Source organism: Persicobacter sp. CCB-QB2, from assembly GCF_001274635.1.
GTDB lineage: Bacteria > Bacteroidota > Bacteroidia > Cytophagales > Cyclobacteriaceae > Persicobacter > Persicobacter diffluens.
Window position 1 is genome coordinate 1,032,256 of sequence record NZ_LBGV01000001.1, and the last position, 17,925, is coordinate 1,050,180.

At 43.4% G+C, this 17,925-nt stretch carries 16 protein-coding genes; 8 read left to right on the top strand and 8 right to left on the bottom strand.

The window, feature by feature from the left end:
• Positions 1 to 203: 203 nt before the first annotated feature.
• Positions 204 to 827: an RNA polymerase sigma factor gene (locus tag NG22_RS04670; RefSeq protein WP_053404647.1), complete on the bottom strand. Its 624-nt coding sequence runs from the start codon at positions 825 to 827 to the stop codon at positions 204 to 206.
• Positions 828 to 1,119: 292 nt separating this feature from the next.
• Between NG22_RS04670 and NG22_RS04675 the strand changes: the two genes are divergently transcribed.
• The 7 genes from NG22_RS04675 to NG22_RS04700 all read left to right on the top strand — a co-directional run bounded on the left by NG22_RS04675 (position 1,120) and on the right by NG22_RS04700 (position 10,643).
• Positions 1,120 to 2,073: a FecR family protein gene (locus NG22_RS04675; RefSeq protein ID WP_172674323.1), complete on the top strand. Its 954-nt coding sequence runs from the start codon at positions 1,120 to 1,122 to the stop codon at positions 2,071 to 2,073.
• A gap of 47 nt (positions 2,074 to 2,120) precedes the next feature.
• Positions 2,121 to 5,177: a TonB-dependent receptor gene (locus NG22_RS04680; protein WP_082304992.1), complete on the top strand. Its 3,057-nt coding sequence runs from the start codon at positions 2,121 to 2,123 to the stop codon at positions 5,175 to 5,177.
• A gap of 21 nt (positions 5,178 to 5,198) precedes the next feature.
• A complete protein-coding gene (locus tag NG22_RS04685) occupies positions 5,199 to 6,584 on the top strand; it encodes a hypothetical protein (protein WP_053404650.1) in 1,386 nt (461 codons plus the stop codon).
• Between the two features lie 62 nt (positions 6,585 to 6,646).
• A complete protein-coding gene (locus NG22_RS04690; RefSeq protein ID WP_053404651.1) occupies positions 6,647 to 7,756 on the top strand; it encodes a phosphatidylserine/phosphatidylglycerophosphate/cardiolipin synthase family protein in 1,110 nt (369 codons plus the stop codon).
• Positions 7,757 to 8,299: 543 nt separating this feature from the next.
• A complete protein-coding gene (locus tag NG22_RS18275; RefSeq protein ID WP_367379222.1) occupies positions 8,300 to 8,593 on the top strand; it encodes an alpha/beta hydrolase-fold protein in 294 nt (97 codons plus the stop codon).
• On the top strand, positions 8,590 to 9,441 hold the full coding sequence (locus tag NG22_RS04695) for an alpha/beta hydrolase (protein ID WP_216597595.1): 852 nt from the start codon (positions 8,590 to 8,592) through the stop codon (positions 9,439 to 9,441). Before NG22_RS18275 ends, NG22_RS04695 begins: the two co-directional genes overlap by 4 nt.
• 629 nt (positions 9,442 to 10,070) lie before the next feature.
• The gene (locus NG22_RS04700) at positions 10,071 to 10,643 is read left to right on the top strand and encodes a hypothetical protein (RefSeq protein ID WP_053404652.1); all 573 of its coding nucleotides are present in this window, start codon (positions 10,071 to 10,073) and stop codon (positions 10,641 to 10,643) included.
• A gap of 205 nt (positions 10,644 to 10,848) precedes the next feature.
• Here the strand turns inward: NG22_RS04700 and pgi are convergent, their stop codons facing one another.
• Positions 10,849 to 12,498 (bottom strand): glucose-6-phosphate isomerase, encoded by a 1,650-nt coding sequence (gene pgi, locus NG22_RS04705; protein ID WP_053404653.1) that lies wholly within the window; start codon positions 12,496 to 12,498, stop codon positions 10,849 to 10,851.
• A 248-nt stretch (positions 12,499 to 12,746) separates the two neighbouring features.
• Here pgi and NG22_RS04710 point away from each other — a divergent pair, with 248 nt between their 5' ends.
• On the top strand, positions 12,747 to 13,385 hold the full coding sequence (locus tag NG22_RS04710) for a CoA pyrophosphatase (protein WP_053404654.1): 639 nt from the start codon (positions 12,747 to 12,749) through the stop codon (positions 13,383 to 13,385).
• A 10-nt stretch (positions 13,386 to 13,395) separates the two neighbouring features.
• On the opposite strand, the gene NG22_RS04715 is transcribed toward NG22_RS04710, so the two are convergent.
• From NG22_RS04715 to NG22_RS04740, 6 genes are read right to left on the bottom strand one after another with little or no spacing between them, the layout of a single operon-like run.
• A complete protein-coding gene (locus NG22_RS04715; RefSeq protein WP_053404655.1) occupies positions 13,396 to 14,229 on the bottom strand; it encodes a M48 family metalloprotease in 834 nt (277 codons plus the stop codon).
• Between the two features lie 39 nt (positions 14,230 to 14,268).
• Entirely contained in the window at positions 14,269 to 15,198 is a 930-nt protein-coding gene (locus NG22_RS04720) for a bifunctional riboflavin kinase/FAD synthetase (RefSeq protein WP_053404656.1), read from the bottom strand.
• Positions 15,199 to 15,233: 35 nt separating this feature from the next.
• Complete coding sequence (gene truB, locus NG22_RS04725; RefSeq protein WP_053404657.1) at positions 15,234 to 15,917, bottom strand: tRNA pseudouridine(55) synthase TruB; 684 nt, start codon at positions 15,915 to 15,917, stop codon at positions 15,234 to 15,236.
• A gap of 15 nt (positions 15,918 to 15,932) precedes the next feature.
• Positions 15,933 to 16,721, bottom strand: a complete 789-nt coding sequence (locus NG22_RS04730; RefSeq protein WP_053404658.1) for an undecaprenyl-diphosphate phosphatase — start codon at positions 16,719 to 16,721, stop codon at positions 15,933 to 15,935.
• Positions 16,722 to 16,723: 2 nt separating this feature from the next.
• Entirely contained in the window at positions 16,724 to 16,933 is a 210-nt protein-coding gene (locus tag NG22_RS04735; RefSeq protein ID WP_053404659.1) for a DUF3098 domain-containing protein, read from the bottom strand.
• Between the two features lie 25 nt (positions 16,934 to 16,958).
• On the bottom strand, positions 16,959 to 17,840 hold the full coding sequence (locus tag NG22_RS04740; protein ID WP_053404660.1) for an ABC transporter permease: 882 nt from the start codon (positions 17,838 to 17,840) through the stop codon (positions 16,959 to 16,961).
• Between the last annotated feature and the right edge of the window lie 85 nt (positions 17,841 to 17,925).

The window sequence follows — 17,925 nt, forward strand, 5'->3', positions numbered from 1 at the left end:
ATATTAAGCTGTGCCTGCTTGTAATTTTCGCACACTGCATTCAGCAGTTTAGAATGGAAGCCTCTCGTAGACTACGAAGAAGTCCGTGGATTGTGAAATGTAGTGGTTGGTCTTAGTAATGTTCGCACTGCTCGCTGTAACAGTAAGACTAGGGGCGTGCTACAATTCGAGCGGTACTGTTGGTAAAAACCAAGCTCTCCCTTTCAGCCCAGTGTTTTGAGCAAACCACTGGCCACCAGTATGGCCATCCCCGCAATGACCCATTGCATATTTTCTTCGGGCGTGCTTACTTCCTCAAATAAATGGGCATCTTCTTTTGCCGCTTCCATGAGCGAACGCATCGCTTCTGTTACATATTCCCTTGCGGTATGTTGGGAAATCTCCATGGCCTCACCAATTTGTGCGTAGGTCAGTTCGTGTTCTCTTTTCAATAGGAAAGCTTCCCTGCGTTTTGCCGGCATATGGTTCATCTTTTCCTGCAGCCACTGGAGCTGTTGTTCTCTAAGCCCTGTATATTCTTCTTCTGATGCTAATACAATCATCTCGCTTTGGAGCGATTCTTCCTGCGGGTTTTTGGTTTTGAGGTCAATGAGTTTATTGCGGAGGGCGAGGTATAAATACGCCTTGGGGTTTTTTATTTTCAACCGATCCTTTTTTTCGATCAGGTAAATGAAAAGGTCATTGATGGTATCTTTAACCTGCTCTGTTGGAAAACCCTGCTGTTGTCCATAAGCGAGTAGCATTTGATGATTGCTTTCAAAAATATCAGCAATGCATAACCTCTGGCCGTTATCCAGCACGATATGGTGTTTATTCTTCCAACTCATGTAGACGTATAAAAAATTATTCAGACTCAATTCATTACAAAAGTAGGGGATGTGCTTGGATTTTCTTACGCTCCTTATTCTATACCATTGAAATATAATTTTCAGGAAATATTTAGATAATAGTGTTCTTGGGTATCAATATTTTCAGAAATATTTCTTCTCGCAAACACTTAGTGGTGAGTGGATTGCTGTTGTGGTTTTTATGTTTTGATGATATTAATGATTTGGTAAAGCGATTATACCCCTCACTTTTGCCCCTTTTCTCGCCATAGGGATGAAAAGCAATGAAGAAATGAGTATTCAGGAATACGAGACATTATTACTAAAGAGTTTGGACGAACCACTGACGGTTGCGGAGCAAGAAGCCATGAAGATGGCACGGCTTCAGGATGAGGCACTGGCGATCTTTCACCGGCAGTTTATGCAAATATGGAATCTGCCTAAAACGACGCTGCCTCACGGAAGCAGAAAAGAAAGTAATTGGGGGAGTTGGGCCAATCGAACGGAACAAGGAGCGAAGTCTTATACCATCAGCCCCTGGCTGTGGGGAGTAGCGGCGAGTATTTTGCTGGTAATGGGTTTTTGGAATTTTTCGCCGGAGCAGGAGGTCCTGCTGGCAGAAGTTAGTGTTGAAGCGGGCAAACGGGAATTGCTTGTGCTTTCGGACGGCAGTCAGGTAACTTTGGAAGGACCAGCCAGCCTGCAACATTTCATCGCCCCTGATGCTGAAGTACGGGATGTTTTCCTGAAAGGTAAAGCTTTTTTTGAGGTGGCCAAGGATGCCCAACGTCCCTTCCAAGTACATACCGGAGCACTCACCACGGCTGTTCTGGGGACCAGTTTTGAAGTCAGTGAGAGTGCAAGCCACATCTGCGTTCGGTTGATGGAGGGAAAGGTGAGAGTGGATAAAGGAGCGCAGGAGTTGTCAACGCTGATACCCGGGGAGGAATTGAGCTTTGATGTCCGGGAGAATCGTGCCGTGGTACGGCAATTTGATGCTGTACTGTTTACCGATTCGAAAAGCGGATACTTAGTTTTTGACCGACATCCCTTGCCTGAAGTGGCGCGCAGTCTGGAACGCAAATACGGAGTGTCTATAACGTTGGCGGATAATGTGAGCAGGCTTTTGCTTTCCGGTAAATTTGATGGAAAGCTGAGTATTGAGGAGTTGTTGGAAGGGATCTGTTTTAGTATGAATATTCAATACCAATTGCAGGGAGAAAAGCATTGGTTATTGAAGAAATAATTGGGAATAGAAAACTGGCTAGCGCCAGATCGATAATAATAATTTAAATGAAAAATCAAGACTTTTTCCCGAGCCACTGGCTCAGGGTACTGCTACTGCTTTGTCTTTTTTTTCCTCAGGTTTCTCTCGGGATGTTGCAGGAAGTGGTGGTGAATGTGGAAGAGAGCAGTCTTCAGGACCTCTTTATGCGGCTAGAGGGGCAGTGTCGTCATACCTTTGTGTATGATGCCGGACTAGGTGATTTGAAGCTGAGCTTCCGCTATAAAGGGGAGTTCGACGAGATGCTGGAGCAATTAGCTGGCAAGTATGAGTTGGAATACATTCAGAAAGGGAAACAGATTTTTGTCCGGAAGGGCGCCCCGAAAATTCAGCAGGACCCGATGGTTTTGTCAGGGACGGTGAAGGATTCCTCCGGTGAAGCGCTGATCGGTGCGGCAGTAGTGGTGGAGGGTACTCCTCATGGTGCCATTACCGGTTTGGACGGCAGTTACCGGATTAAGCGGATACCGTATTATGAGGATTTGAAAATCCGGGTGTCCTATATCGGCTATGAGGATTTACGACTAAGCCTGCCGTGGAAATCCGGTGCGATGCAAAAAGATTTTGTACTGAATTCTTCCGATCAGCAATTGGAGGAGGTGGTGATTCGCGCCACCAAAGAGCGGAATACCGATGCCAGTGCACGGGCTACGGAACAGCTGTCTCCTATGGTACTGAATGTAGTCTCTGCCGCTTCCATTGAATTATCCCCCGACCTGAATGTGGCGGATGTGATGCAGCGGGTATCCGGTGTTTCGCTGGAGCAGAGTAATGCGGGCGTGGGAAGCTATGCCATCGTTCGGGGAATGCCCAAACGCTACAGCTATACGCTGGTCAATGGGGTGAAAATTCCTTCTCCCGACAATATGAACCGCTTTGTTCCCCTGGATATGTTCCCTTCAGAGCTATTGGACCGCATAGAGGTGACCAAGGCATTAACGCCGGAGATGGAAGGTGATGCGGTAGGCGGTGCGATGGACTTGCTGATGAAGAACGCACCAGATGATATGATGTTGAAACTCAATTTTTCATTAGGAGCGCCCACCCTTTTCATGGAAGGGGGGCAGCCTTTTCTACAATATGACCAGCATTTGACCGACCGCACCGCCCCGCATTATCGCTTGGGCGAAGGAGGGGAAGCGACCATGCAGGATTTTACCACGGCTAACTTGGTGCCGAGACCCCAGCACAATGTTATGGATTATAACCTGGGTTTGTCTGTAGGGAATCGATTTTTCAATCAACGCCTGGGAGTAGTAGTGGCGGGCAATGTACAATCGATGCATAGAGGAGCGGATACGGAATTTTATAATATCGGATTTGCCGATTATGTTGAAAATCAAATGACGCTGAATACCTATCAGCACCGTCAGTACTCTTCCAAACAGCTACGAGGTGGCCTTCATGCCAAATTGGATTATGTGTTTTCCCATAGGCATAAGCTCAGCATGTACAATGCCTATATTTTTGAAAGGGAAGATCAGGTCAGAGAAACGGAGAAATTCCGAATGTGGGACGGGGTTTATGATCCGATCACCAATTCGGGTACGGCGGAGATTGTCAGCAGAATTCGAACCACGGAGCAAAATATTATCAACTCCACCCTACAAGGGGAACATGAGATGACCTCCTGGTGGAATATGGACTGGTCAGCGGTTTATTCCCTGGCGACCAGAGCGCGCCCGGACCAATTGGTCTTTACCAGAAATGCGGCCTATGTCAATGGGGTGCCGAAGCAGGTACGCGTAGAAGATTTTGGGGCGCAGTACCGCCAGTGGGAGGATAATGACGATCAGGATTATTCCCTTTATTGGAACAACAACCTTTCCCTGATGAGCAGCTTGTCGCTGAAGCTGGGCGGTATGTACCGCGATAAGAACAGGAGCAATCATTATATCCGATACAACTTCAAACCTACGAATGATGAGACCCGGGAAGATCAGGACTGGGCGTATGATGAGGTGGACTGGACGATTACCAATCCTAAGGGAGGATTTACCAACCCACTTAACTATGATGCTTCTGAAAAAATTCTCGGCTACTACGCACAATGGGAATGGGAGCAGGACGAATGGCAAGTGGTCGGTGGTGCTCGCATGGAGCATACTAATCAGGGTTATGAATTAAGGCACCCCAGATATGGAGAGGAGCCGACCGCCAATCAGGAGTATGCCGATTTTTTACCTTCCCTGCATTTGCGCTATCAACTATCGGAGCGGGCCAACCTGCGGGGCTCCTATTTCCGGTCTGTGATTCGTCCGGGCTATTTTGAAATTGTCCCCTATGACATTGGTTCGGAAATATCTGATAGTGAATTCAACGAAAGGGGTAATCCGGATTTGAAAAGAACCATTGCCGATAATTTTGATCTGCGATATGAAATCTTTCCAGGTCTGCGCGATAATTTATTCCTCGGCGTATTTTATAAACGCATACAGGATCCGATAGAGAATGGGATAGTGGTGGAGGAAAATACCGGGCGTACCTTCCTTCAGCCGGATAACTTTGGAACGGCGGTTAATTATGGTTTTGAGGTGGATTTTACCAAATACTTCAATCTGTTCGGGATCAAAGCGAACTACACCTTTACCGAATCTTCCATCACCACCAGCAAAATCAGGTACCAGCGGGAGGATGCAACAGACGACAGCTCGCCTATTGTTCCGGTACAGGTAGACCAAAGCCGTCCACTGCAGGGACAGTCGAAACATATTGGAAATATTTCCCTGCTCTTCAAGGAGCCTAAAAGCGGTATTGATATGCAACTGGCGAATGTTTTTACGGGCAAGCGCATTGATCAGCTGATGGCTTACTATGAAAAAGACTATTGGCAAAAGGCGATGTGGCAGATGGACTTTTCTATGGAGAAGCACTTTGATTTCGGACTGACTGTTTTTGTGAAGGCGCGGAATCTGCTGGATACCCATCGGGTGCATTATATCAACCAATCCATAACGGAGCATCAGGAAAAATATCACGGACAAGGAAAGACCGGAGATCACATGATTGTACGCGATGATCGCTACGGGCGCAATTTCCTTATTGGACTGAAATACAACTTATAAATCTTTACATACTACAACAAAATGAAAATCACGAACTTATTTTCGAAAGGAATCTTTTTCTTCTTGGCATTGATCATGATCAACGCCTGTTCTACCAATGATGACCCTATTAATGGGGGCGATGACAATACAGAAGAACCCGGAGGTGGAGAACCAGGAGACGGAGACCAGGCGGAAGATATTGATATCACAGCGGTATATGTGATCTCCACCGATGAGACCTGGGAAGCCGGAATCACGGTGAACTGGGGTGGTCATGTGGTGATTGAAGAAGGCGCAACCCTGACGATTGAGCCAGGAGTAAAGGTAATGGCAGACAAGACTGTTGCACCTGAATTTTACATCAAAGGAAATCTTCATGCTTTGGGAACCGCTGAGGCTCCTATTCATTTTACTGTACCGGAGGCAGATCGTACGCAGGAAAACATTTTGAACCTTTCAGCCTGGGGTGGATTCATCTGTACGGCTACGGCTCAGAGCTTCGTGTTGGATCACTGTGTGGTGGAATTCGGTAATGCGGTATTGACGGATGAGCACATCTCTATACAGGAGGGTATTGTAAAATTAGAAAATGGTGAGCCATCTTATGGTTTTTATTCAGAAAATCCAGCAACAAAGGTCGTGGTTCATAACAGTGTGATCGCTTATATGGGCGATGATGCTTTCCGTCCAGAAGGAGGACAGATCTCTTTCTACAATAATGTTTTTGCTTTTATCGGTACTACCGGAGGAGAGGCGTTGAACATTAAGAAGGGAACTACCGGAGATATCTGTTACAACCTTTTCTACCATATCGCAACCAATGGTCCGAAGTGGTCCAATAAAAATGGTATGGAAGTGCAGACCGACATTCAGGCTTACAACAACACCATTGTTTCCGGTGGCTGGAGAAGAAATAAGTCGGGTAGAGGTGGTTCTATCAATATTGAGGAAGCAGCGCGCGGTACCATTATCAATAATATGATTGTGAACTGCCGCTATGGATTCCGTGTAGTAGGAGAGCAAGGTGTAGAGACCAATGTGGATATGGCGAATACTACTTACGGACACCAGTTTTATTTTGGAAATCACCTGCGTATGCAGGAGGAGTTTGCTCCTTCTAATGGATATTTGGTTGCTGTAGCAGATAGCGACATCACTTCAGGCGATCCATTATTTGTAGACTATGATGTGGACAACGCTTTTACTATTACTGAGAATGGTGCAGGTGATGAGTTCCCAACCCCTAATGAAACCAAAGCCTTTGGCGACTGGGAGCAGTATAACTTCCACTTGGCAGCGAACTCTCCGGCTATCGGTGCCGGTGATGATTCCGTTTCGCCAAAGTATGCCAGCATTCAGGTGGCAGGTAAGACCTTCACGGTTCCTGGCTCCTCAGATTTCATTGGTGCATTCGGATCAAATTAATAGTCTTTCATTTGAATATCAATCCTCTGGTCAATACGCCAGGGGATTTTTTTTTACCCATTATGAATTTTCAGAAACTACCTATTGCCCTCGTCTTGCTCTTCTTTTTAATCTCCTGCGATGCTGATTTGCTGGAAAAAGACTATCCGGACGGGCCAAAATTTGAAGCAGACTTGCCGTTATTGATCCTGCCCGGTGCAGAGGAGCTGCAAGCCCGAACCAATGCGATTGAAAATCATCTGATGGCCTTTATTCAGGCCGTACCGGAAGGGGAGGACTTATATGTGAATATGTTCAAATTCAGCTCGGGATCTTTGCGCAATGCCTTGTTGGAAGCCAAGGATCGTGGGGTGCAGGTCAAGGTCATGCTGGATATTGATGAGGTCAACAGCTATACGCGGAAGGTTTTACAAGATAGCCTAGCGTTTTTTTACAGTTTTAATAATACCCTGGATGCCAAAGCGGTGAATCACCATAAGTATCTGTTGGCTTCGGCCCTCCGAACGCCGCATGGAGTAGCTCAAAAGGTCAGCGTAGTGACGAGTTATAACTTCACCGTCGGAGATAATGCCAAGTACCAGGATTGCTTGTGGCTGGAGGATGATCGCCTGTACGATGTTTTGGAGGATAACTTCCATCAGATGCATCAGGCTTCTCTGGCATGGGAATTACCCCAATGGAATTTCAGTTGGACCGAGGTAGGGCAGGGGCAGGTTGGCTTTTTTCCTAAGCAGGACGGTGCTGACGTGGCGGAGGATATTTTCCGGGATATTCAGCCGGGAGATATTGTACGGATTGCAAATTCCAAATGGGAAGATGACCGTCCGGGCTTAAAAAAGGCACTGGGCGAATTATTGGAAAGTGGCGTAATCCTGAAGGTAATGGCGCCAGCGCTTCGGACGGATAATATCGATCAGGCGTGGGTGGATCAGCTCAACGAGTGGGCAGAACGTTATCTTAATTTTGAGGTGAAATGGGTGAGCTCTCCAGCGCTGCACAATAAAAATATCATCATTGAGCGGGCAGCAGGAGCCAGCGAAATCTGGACCGGCGCACATAATTTCAGAAGAAGATCACTGGTTTATAATTTTGAATTGCTGTTGTCCCATCAGCAACCGGAAATTGTCGCCCAATATGTGGATTGGTTTGAGGAAGAATTTTTAAGGCATTGATGGTTTTTTCTGGACTGTTAGCTTGAAATTAATTTGTGGATGCCCCCTCTGGTTGAAGCGTCGCGCTTCGACCGAGGTTGCTTCGTTGCTGGTCGTTGACTCCCGACTACGATCCAAAATCCCTCTCTGGTTGAAGCGTCGCGCTTCGACCAGGATTGTCCGGCCCCTGGCTCCTGTTTACGACCCAAAATCCAGGGAGCATTTTGCTTCATTAGCCACGCTGTTCTGTTTTAGAGGGATCACTCCCGTGGGAGGAGGTCGTAGCAAATGCAACATCTAAAGTGGTAGCGTGGCAAATCATTTGCATTGGGCAGGGGGTAGGATGATGATTTGGTCGACTGTATTAGTATTTTTGAATGTTTGTTTTGTATTTTAGAGATTGCGCTTCTCACCCTATGGGGGGGGATTAGTCAGAAGACCCTGCTGATGGGCTTTCGATCACGGAGACATAGTTCATAGCGATTAGCATTTACAATAAATAACCAATCAACAATTTTTAGCTGAACGGATGTGTTTAGTGATCTCTAAATTCAAAAGAAAACAATGAGGAACCCTATCTATTTTTTATTGCTTATCGGATCGATTTTAACGTTCAATCGAAATACTGTGGCACAATCCAATGCGCCCCAAACTGCGCAACTTCAAAATCGAATAGTGGATTCCCTGTTTTCGGAAACTTTGAATGAAAGCCGTGACTTTTGGGTGCGGCTACCAGAAAATTTTCAACCGAATAGTGATGAAAAATATCCCGTGGTCTATCTAATGGATGGTTTTTCATTAGAAAGCAATTTGCTGGTGGTTTACGAAAATTATTGGGGCATTACCTTCCTCATATGATATTGGTTGGGATTTCTAATCGCCACCACCGGACAAGAGATTTAACGACTTCCCCAATAAAAATGCGTCGCGGTAGGGCTATGGACCATGAAACCGGAGGGGCAGAGACCTTTACTGAATTTATGGAAAAGGAACTCATTCCCTATATTGACAGTAAGTATCCAACCACGGCCTATCGCACCCTGATTGGGCATTCCTATGGTGGTTTGTTCACGATCAATATGTTGATCAATCATAAAGCGCTCTTTCAGAATTACATTGCCATAGATCCCAGTTTGGATTGGGACGACCAAAAGTTACTGAAGCAGGCAAAAGAAAAACTGAGAACAGAAAATTATGGGGGTAAATCTCTTTTTGTGTCTTTGGCCGCGGAGCAACTGCATATGTGGGATGAAGCCATTACCATGGAGAATGTCATGAATGATGCTTCAGAATTTACTTTGTTTCCGCGTTCCATCATTGAGTTTTCTAATGAGGCAAAATCGCAAACACAGAGTGGATTAAATTTTTCATGGAAGGTTTATGAGGAGGATTTACACGGCACAGTGCCATTGCCTTCGATGAGAGATGGGTTGATTTTTCTTTTTGAATGGTATCAGTTTAAATCTCCGCAAAAATATAATAACCCAGAAACGCCGATAGAGGAATTGGTTGTGTTATTGAAGGAGCAAGAACAAATCTATACCGAACACTTTGGTGTTCCCACTGCCCCAATGATAGATGAAATGTTAAATGGCTATGGCTATATGAATATGCAAATGGGGCAACCGGAGAAGGCCTTCATGTTCTTTGAGATGAATATCAAGTATAATCCAACCAGCGCCAATGCCTATGATTCTATGGCGTAGTATTATGAATCCCAAAATGATAAAGAGAATGCCATAAAATACTTAAACCAGGCCTTTGAAATAAGTGGGGATGACTACTATAAAGAGAGAATGGAAGCGCTAAATAAAAAGTAGTGATCGTTTTCGTAGAAGGAGGCTGTATTAAATGCTTTCCACTGGAGTGGGGCGCCTCCTTATCAAAAGCTTCATCCTTTTAACAACCCCAAAGGGGTGTCACAGAATAGCGATGGGTGAAACCCATCGATAGGCATTTCGAGTCCAACCTCAACCCTGAAGGGGTTGAACAGGGGCTCATTAACATTGCGCTGAGTTTTTTTGATAGAAATTATAGCCTTTCAGGGTATGGATTGGTTTTGATGATTTTTCGATGGGTTTTCACCCATCGCTATCTAGTTTAATCCCTTCAGGATATCAATACTCCTAGCGAATGCTACCTCCAGTTGAGGACGTCGCTTGCAGGCTATTATGAGTAAATTCTTCCCTTTTGAGTGCGAGATGAATAATTGTCAAAATTGCAACATTAGGATAAATGGGGGTTTGTTTTGTATTTTTGAGATTGCGTTTAGACGTCTTGATAAGCCATATTTTATGCACGCGAAGCTAACTAGAATAAGATAAATTTAGGTGCTGTGAAGAGGAAAAAAAATCGGAGAAAAAAGATTGCAGAAAAGTTAAAGGCAAAAAGAATTAAAAGGTTTAAAATTCTCTTTCCGATAGGTTTTGCCCTATCGCTATTATTGATTCAAGTAATTTCTTATTTTAGGTATAGAGATGATTTTCAATATGATAAAATTGGGATTGCCGTTGGAGAGGTTTATTCGGTTGATCAAGTAAAAAGTAGCATGTCCTCTGATTATGTTTACATGATTAACTTTAATATGTATAAATCGGGAGAAGGAGGTTATACACTCAGCGATTTCAAACAATTAGAAGTCTCTCTTAGCAAGAATGGCATTTTAAAATTTCCGGTGGTCTACAGCATAGAAAAGCCAGAGCTAAATTTTTTGTTGAAAGAAAAAATGCTTCCAGATTCTTTACAATTAGGTGAAGAACTTAGCAAGGCTTTACTGACAAAAGATGATTTAGAAAAAAGATTAATGTATAGTTCAATTCAAAAGGCATGGACGAAATCCAAATATCTAAAAGCATACTATGATTATAAAAATAGATTAGCCTCCTCTGGTCAAAGCGTCGCGCTTTGACCGGGTTTGCTCGGTCTCTGGTCGTCGGCACCGCCTACGCCCCCAAAATTCTCGGGGCATTAGCTCTATTAAACCTGATTCCTTTTTTGAAGTGGTAATGAGGTCGTAGCGAATGCTACAACCAGTAGGGAGTATAGGGGATAAAAAAAGCCACCGGAAAGCAGTATTCCAGTGGCTTTTTAGTAATGTATCTTAATCCAAAAGATTAACGCATCGCTTTATAAGCGTTGATCAATCCGTTGGTAGAGCTGTCGTGAGAAGCAATCGCCTCTTCGTTTGTCAATTCAGGAAGAATCTGGTTCGCCAACTGCTTACCTAATTCCACACCCCACTGATCGAAAGAGAAGATGTTCCAGATCACACCTTGTACGAAAATTTTGTGCTCGTACATCGCGATTAGGGCACCCAAAGTTCTTGGCGTCACCTGCTTCACCAAAATAGAGTTAGTAGGCTTGTTACCTTCGAAAACTTTGAAAGGAACCAAAGATGCTACCTCTGCCTCAGATTTACCCGCTTTCGCGAATTCTGCTTTCACTTGCTCTTCAGTTTTACCCATCATCAAAGCTTCTGTCTGTGCGAAGAAGTTCGCCAAAAGTTTTGGATGGTGATCACCGATTGGGTTGTGAGAAATCGCAGGAGCGATGAAGTCACATGGGATCATTTTCGTTCCCTGGTGGATCAACTGATAGAAAGCGTGCTGTCCGTTAGTACCCGGCTCACCCCAGATGATTGGACCCGTCTCATAGTTTACACGCTCGCCGTTACGGTCGATGTATTTACCATTAGACTCCATATTTCCTTGCTGGAAATAAGCCGCAAATCGGTGCAAGTACTGGTCGTATGGTAAGATCGCCTCAGACTCCGCTTTGAAGAAGTTGTTGTACCAGATTCCGATCAATGCCAACAACACTGGAATGTTGTTTTCCAATTCAGTCTCGGCAACGTGCTTGTCCATTGCATGCGCACCTGCCAACAATTCTTTATAGTTATCAAATCCGATCGCACAAGCGATAGACAGACCGATGGCCGACCACAAAGAATAGCGACCGCCAACCCAATCCCAGAATTCGAACATGTTTTCCGTATCAATACCGAAAGCGGAAACGCCGTCTGCATTGGTAGAAAGTGCGGCGAAGTGTTTCGCTACATGACCTTCTTCTTGAGCAGTTTTCAAGAACCAATCTTTTGCGGAATTCGCATTGGTCATGGTTTCCTGTGTAGTGAAAGTCTTGGAAGCGATCAGGAACAAAGTGGTTTCCGGATTCAATGGCTTCAATACTTCTGCTACGTGCGTACCATCTACATTGGAGATGAAGTGCACGTTCAGGTTCTCTTTTTTATAGGCTTTTAAAGCCTCGGTCACCATCAATGGACCCAGGTCAGAACCACCAATACCGATGTTTACAATATCAGTAATGGCTTTTCCGGTATATCCTTTCCAATCGCCATTCGATACGCGATTAGAGAAATTTTCAACTTTTGCTAAAACAGCATTTACCGCTGGCATTACATCCTCGCCATCCACCATAATTGGGGTATTGGACTGATTACGAAGCGCTACGTGCAATACTGAACGACCTTCCGTTTGGTTGATCTTCTCTCCTGCAAACATCGCTTTAATGCCTTCTGCTACACCGGTTTCTTTGGCCAAGGCAACCAATTTTTCCAATGTTTCTTCAGTAATGATATTCTTGGAGTAGTCCAAAAGGATATCCTCAAACTGAGTAGAGAATTTATTAAAACGATCCGCATCTTGAGCAAAAAGATCTTTCATCTGCGCATTTTGCATATTTTGAAAGTGCGCTTCCAAAGCAGCCCACGCTTGCGTTTGCGTTGGATTTTGATTTTTCAACATCGTAATATATATGAAATTGGTGTTTCAGATTTATCAATGCGAATTTATTGTTTTTATTGGTAGGAACAACGACATAAATCATCCTTTTACAATTCGATGATTTCAAGCGTTTGCATTTTAGATTTTATTGCTAAATTTTAAGAGAAAATTCCACCGTTTTCGTAAACAAAGGATCTTCCTAGGGAGAATTAGCACGATAAAGTCTCCATGAGGTCGTATTGGTTGGATGCAATTTTTAAAAAACTCCTATGAATTATTTGAATGGTTTTTTAGCCTTTTTAGAACAACGCCTGGAATCTCCTTTGCCTGGAGAGGAGGCGCAGAAAATAATGGCGCCTTTACCGGATAAGCAGTTACGGTTTAAACAGCAGCGTACTGGGGCCAGAGAAAGTGCGGTATTAATCAATTTTTTGGAACGAAATGGGCGGATTTTGTTCCCTTTGATTCAACGGCCGAAATATGATGGCGCACATAGCGGGCAGGTTGCTTTGCCTGGGGGTAAAAAAGATGTCGGAGATCCCAATTTAGATTTTACCGCACTCCGGGAAGCAGAGGAGGAAATTGGGCTTCCGCGGAAAGTGGTGAGTGTACATGGTCAGTTGACCAATTTATATATTCCGGTAAGTAATTTTATGGTGACCCCTGTTTTAGGTTCCGTTCAGGAAGAGGTGACTTTTGTTCCGGACGACTGGGAAGTGGACGATATACTAATGTGTGATTTAATGAAATTGATCGAAAGCCCGGCCGAACCCATGAAAACCACACTTAAACTTCCCCATGGACCTATGGAGGTGCCTTATTTTGATATCCATGGGAAAATAGTTTGGGGCGCAACGGCCATTATTTTAAGTGAATTAAAAGCCCTTTGCTCCCCATACTTTCATTAGATCCACTGTTTTATAGTAGGCCTAAATTGCTTTTGAAAAGGTCATAAGCCTGCTGGCTTGATTCGCCGGATGGTTTGGTGGAGCAGCCCACTTTTTCCGCCTCCTCCGGTATATAATCTGCCCGGTCAGCAGGTTGAGGGTGGGTTGAGAAAAATGCGCTTATCTGACTGAAAATATCTTCATTGGCTGGATTCTCTTCTTCTAATTTTTGGAAGAAGGTCGCAGCACCATCGCATCGATATTTAGTGCCTGCCAGGTATTCCACTGATTTTAAATCAGATTCTTTTTCAAATTTCTGGCTGAATTGCATCAGCGCTCCATTGGTGGCCAGGCCTAATGCAATCTGACTCAATTCACTATCAGCCTGTCCACTGATAATAGACAGCAATATCTGTATGCCGTAATTGTTTTGTAAGTTTCGGGAAGTGTGACGCAAATCCGCATGGGCGATTTCATGCCCCATCACGCCGGCCAAATCATCCGGATCTTCAAGATATTTGATTAATCCCGTATAAACGTAGATATACCCGCCGGGGGTCGCGAAAGCATTCAGTACATTTTGGTCATCAATGATTTTCAACTCCCAGGCGAAATCATCTTTATATTCTACCGCGCCCGAATTGAGGATTTCATCTCTCATGCCTTCCAAATAGGCATAAGCTTCCCGGTTTTGGGATTCACTTAGAATATTATAGCTGGGGTCATTATTGATCTCATTGCTGACTTGCTGTCCCAATTGCTTATCCTGCTCAATTCCAAAAAGTAGCAGATTGTTGTTTTTGTCGCAAGAACTTGCACCAAGAAGTCCGCAAAAGGCTAAAAGGGTTATGATGGATTTTTTCATTGTAGGAGTTTTATAGGTTCAGATTAAGCAATCCGGTTTTTATTTTAATATTATTCTTGCTTTTTGTTCGTCAGTTTTCAGCGCCAATTTTAGTTCTTCCAAATTATTAAATTTTTGTTCATTCCGAATTTTATCAACAAAAATTACTTTGACATTTTTCTGGTAAAGGTCACCTGAAAAATCAAAAAGATGGACTTCTATTTTAACGTTTTCAGAATGGTCTACTGTCGGATTTTTTCCAATATTGAGCATCGCCCGATGCCTTTTACCTTCAAACTCGCAATAAACGGCATAAACACCAATGCCCGGAATGAGCTTATGCTTAAAAAGTGGATTTAGGTTAGCCGTAGGGAAGCCGATTTGTCGGCCAATTTTCTTTCCATGGACTACCTCGGCGTTGATTTCAAAGGGGCGACTTAAATATTGGTTGGCAGAAGAAATATCTCCATCTTCTAAATAGTTCCTTATTTTGGAGCTGGAAACGCCCACAGAGTCAATATCCAATCGGCTGATTTCTTCTAACTCAAAACCGAAGCGGTCAATATTAGCTTGCAGAAAATCGAAATTGCCTCCTCTGTTTTTGCCAAAATGATGATCATAACCCACTACCAGCTTTTTAGTGCCGATGCCATGAATCAGGATTTTCTGCACAAATTCTTCCGGTTCCATTTGAGAGAATTCCGGGGTGAAGGGTAGGCGAATTAAATGATCAATGCCATTGGCTTCGAGCAATTCCGCTTTTTCTTCAATGGAGGTCAATAATTTTAAGCTGTGATCATCAGGAAATAATACATGCCTTGGGTGAGGCCAATAAGTAATTAAAATGGTCTCGCCTCCATGTTGATCCGCGATTTCCCTGATTCTTCTTAAAATTTTTTGATGACCTTCATGTACACCATCAAAGGTGCCACTGGTAACTACCGCATAAGCGGGTGGGGTAAAAGATTGAAGGTCGTTGTATATTTTCATAATATCAAAAGAGGAGGGACAAGCCCTCCTTCAATTTATTCTTCTTTTTTGAATGCATCAATAAAATCTTGGATTTGTCGAGCATCGTCCACTTTGAATTCCCCGATTCGGGTTCTTCTCAAAGCGGATAAATGGCCGCCTACTTCCAGTTTTTCACCGAAATCCCGGGCAATACTCCGAATGTAAGTGCCTTTAGAACATACAATTCTAAAATCTACCTTTGGAAAATCGATATTGGTGATTTCAAATTCATGAATAACCACATTGCGAGGTTTTACCTCTACCGTTTTTCCTTTTCGGGCGGCCTTATACAGGCGCTGTCCATTCACCTTTATCGCGGAGTGCATAGGTGGAATTTGTTCAATTTCACCAAGGAAGCCGTTCACCGCTGCTTTCACCATTTCTTCGGTCAAATGGGTAATGTCCTTTTCATTCTCCACTTCTGTCTCTAAATCATGAGAAGGGGTGGTTTGTCCTAGGGTGATGGTACCGGTGTATTCTTTTTCTTGTCCCTGAAAATGCTCAATCTGTTTGGTCATTTTCCCGGTACATAAGATTAATAATCCGGTAGCCAGCGGGTCAAGCGTCCCAGCATGACCGATTTTTTTAATTCTGATAAGGTTTCTTAGCTTTCCTACCACATCAAAGGAAGTCCATTCCAATGGTTTATCAACTAATAGTACCTGTCCCGCCTGGAAATCTAAGTCTTTTAATTCCATATTATCTTTTCGCGTTTATATCAGGCTCAATACAATTGCCGCTGTACCGACCAATAAACAATAAATCGCAAAATAAATTAATTTTCCTTTTTTCACGAGTTTAATCATCCATTTACAGGCAATAACTCCTGAAACAAATGCGGTGATAAAGCCCACAATAATCACTGGCCAACTAAGGCTGGTGGATTGACTGGGGTCAAATTTCAATAATTCCAAAAGATTGGCTCCCATGATAGGTGCCAAAACCATCAAAAAGGAAAAGCGGGTGGCTTCTTCTTTTTTAACCCCCATTAACAAACCGGTGGCAATGGTGGAACCTGATCTGGAGATACCCGGAATTACCGCAATGGCTTGCGCAATCCCCATTACGATGGCAGATGACCAGGTAATTTTGGTACCGAAATCTCTGGAAAGGTAAGTGAAGGAAAGTAATGCTCCTGTAAATAATAGGGCAATACCCACAGCAAGAATATTTCCGAAGAAAATGTTTTCAAGGGTATCTTTGAAAAACATCCCAACGAAAAATACCGGAATCATGGAAACAACTAAAAATAAGATGTATTGCTTGCTGTCATTCCACTTCGGCTGAACGCCTTCGATGATCAATTTTTTAATTTCCTGGAAATAAATGACCAATGTGGAAAGCACCGTAGCACCGTGTAGGATGACCGTAAATAATACATCTTCCTCCACCTCAGTGCCCAAAATGGCCTTTGCCAATTCAATATGTCCGCTACTACTTACAGGTAAAAATTCAGTCAATCCCTGAACAATTCCAAGGATAAAAGCTTCGATTAAGCTCATTATTATGATTTGGGTTTAGAAAATAAAGCGTAAAATTCAATAGCAAAGCCCAGCAAAACTACAATAGGACCAAGGGTTAAACCTAGAAAGCCAAATCCATATTCAGCTTTGTCAAGGGTCATAATGAAAAAACCTAATGCGAGCACTACGATGCCCGCGAGCATAATGATGTAGTTGTTTTTGCCAAAAGGCATTTTTTTGTTCTCCTCCATGTGGATTTTTTATTGGGTAAGATTTTTAATAAAGATCATTTAGGGACATGCCTAAATATTTTTTCACCGATTTTTTTGTGCTGAAAAAGCTAACGGTAATACCGGTGATTATCATGGTGCCGAACAAAATGCCGACTTCCTTTGGAGCATATAGCAGGGAAAGGGCGTCAATATGGTGGACGGCATAATACAATACACCTGAAATTCCCAAACAGGCAATAATTCCACCTAAAAACCCATGCCAAATGGATCGCAATATAAAAGGCTTTTGGATAAATCCCGAAGTCGCACCGACCAATTGCATGGATCTAATCAAAAACCTTTGGCTAAATAATGCCAATTTAATAGTGTTATTGATTAATATGGTGACTACAAAAAAGAGTAGAATCGCAATAGTAACCAGAATGACCGAAAGTTTAGCGAAATTTTCCTGAATCTGATCGGCCAGATTTTTTACATAAGTGACCTCTGATACCTCGGCAAATTTTTCCAGCTCTTGCTTGATCATTTCCAGCGAATCGGAATTTTGAAAACCACTCTTTAATTTAATGGTGAAGGCATCATGTAATGGGTTTTCTCCCAGAAATTCCGAAAAGTCTTCACCCGTATCATTCAGGAAAGTTTTGGCCGCCTCTTCCTTGGAGATGAACCGAATATTGTCATTCGCCGGGGCGAGAATATAAGACTGCTGGCTGAGTTTTCGTTGAAACTGGGCGATTTTAGATTTGTTGACTTCCCTTTTCAGGAAGACCTGCATTTCCAAATCACTTTTGATGCGCTGGGTAAGCTTTTGGGTTTGGATATATGTAAGTCCCAAAATTCCTACGATAAACAAGGCTAATGCTGTACTGAAGACCACACTAAAAAAGGGGTAAGCGCCGACCTTCTTTTTATTATTTTTTGACATATAATTCGAAAAAATCAAATAAGGTGTAAATATAAAAGTCCTGAGGACAGTACACAATATTTTGCGTTAGATTGACGGACGCAAT

What these genes read in the sequence shown, in the direction of transcription:
- NG22_RS04710 (WP_053404654.1), top strand. Translation starts at nt 12,747, where the DNA reads ATGAATTATTTGAATGGTTTTTTAGCCTTTTTAGAACAACGCCTGGAA.
- NG22_RS04715 (WP_053404655.1), bottom strand. Translation starts at nt 14,229, where the DNA reads ATGAAAAAATCCATCATAACCCTTTTAGCCTTTTGCGGACTTCTTGGT.
- NG22_RS04740 (WP_053404660.1), bottom strand. Translation starts at nt 17,840, where the DNA reads ATGTCAAAAAATAATAAAAAGAAGGTCGGCGCTTACCCCTTTTTTAGT.
- NG22_RS04730 (WP_053404658.1), bottom strand. Translation starts at nt 16,721, where the DNA reads ATGAGCTTAATCGAAGCTTTTATCCTTGGAATTGTTCAGGGATTGACT.
- truB (WP_053404657.1), bottom strand. Translation starts at nt 15,917, where the DNA reads ATGGAATTAAAAGACTTAGATTTCCAGGCGGGACAGGTACTATTAGTT.
- NG22_RS18275 (WP_367379222.1), top strand. Translation starts at nt 8,300, where the DNA reads ATGAGGAACCCTATCTATTTTTTATTGCTTATCGGATCGATTTTAACG.
- pgi (WP_053404653.1), bottom strand. Translation starts at nt 12,498, where the DNA reads ATGTTGAAAAATCAAAATCCAACGCAAACGCAAGCGTGGGCTGCTTTG.
- NG22_RS04695 (WP_216597595.1), top strand. Translation starts at nt 8,590, where the DNA reads ATGATATTGGTTGGGATTTCTAATCGCCACCACCGGACAAGAGATTTA.
- NG22_RS04685 (WP_053404650.1), top strand. Translation starts at nt 5,199, where the DNA reads ATGAAAATCACGAACTTATTTTCGAAAGGAATCTTTTTCTTCTTGGCA.
- NG22_RS04670 (WP_053404647.1), bottom strand. Translation starts at nt 827, where the DNA reads ATGAGTTGGAAGAATAAACACCATATCGTGCTGGATAACGGCCAGAGG.
- NG22_RS04720 (WP_053404656.1), bottom strand. Translation starts at nt 15,198, where the DNA reads ATGAAAATATACAACGACCTTCAATCTTTTACCCCACCCGCTTATGCG.
- NG22_RS04675 (WP_172674323.1), top strand. Translation starts at nt 1,120, where the DNA reads ATGAGTATTCAGGAATACGAGACATTATTACTAAAGAGTTTGGACGAA.
- NG22_RS04735 (WP_053404659.1), bottom strand. Translation starts at nt 16,933, where the DNA reads ATGGAGGAGAACAAAAAAATGCCTTTTGGCAAAAACAACTACATCATT.
- NG22_RS04690 (WP_053404651.1), top strand. Translation starts at nt 6,647, where the DNA reads ATGAATTTTCAGAAACTACCTATTGCCCTCGTCTTGCTCTTCTTTTTA.
- NG22_RS04680 (WP_082304992.1), top strand. Translation starts at nt 2,121, where the DNA reads ATGAAAAATCAAGACTTTTTCCCGAGCCACTGGCTCAGGGTACTGCTA.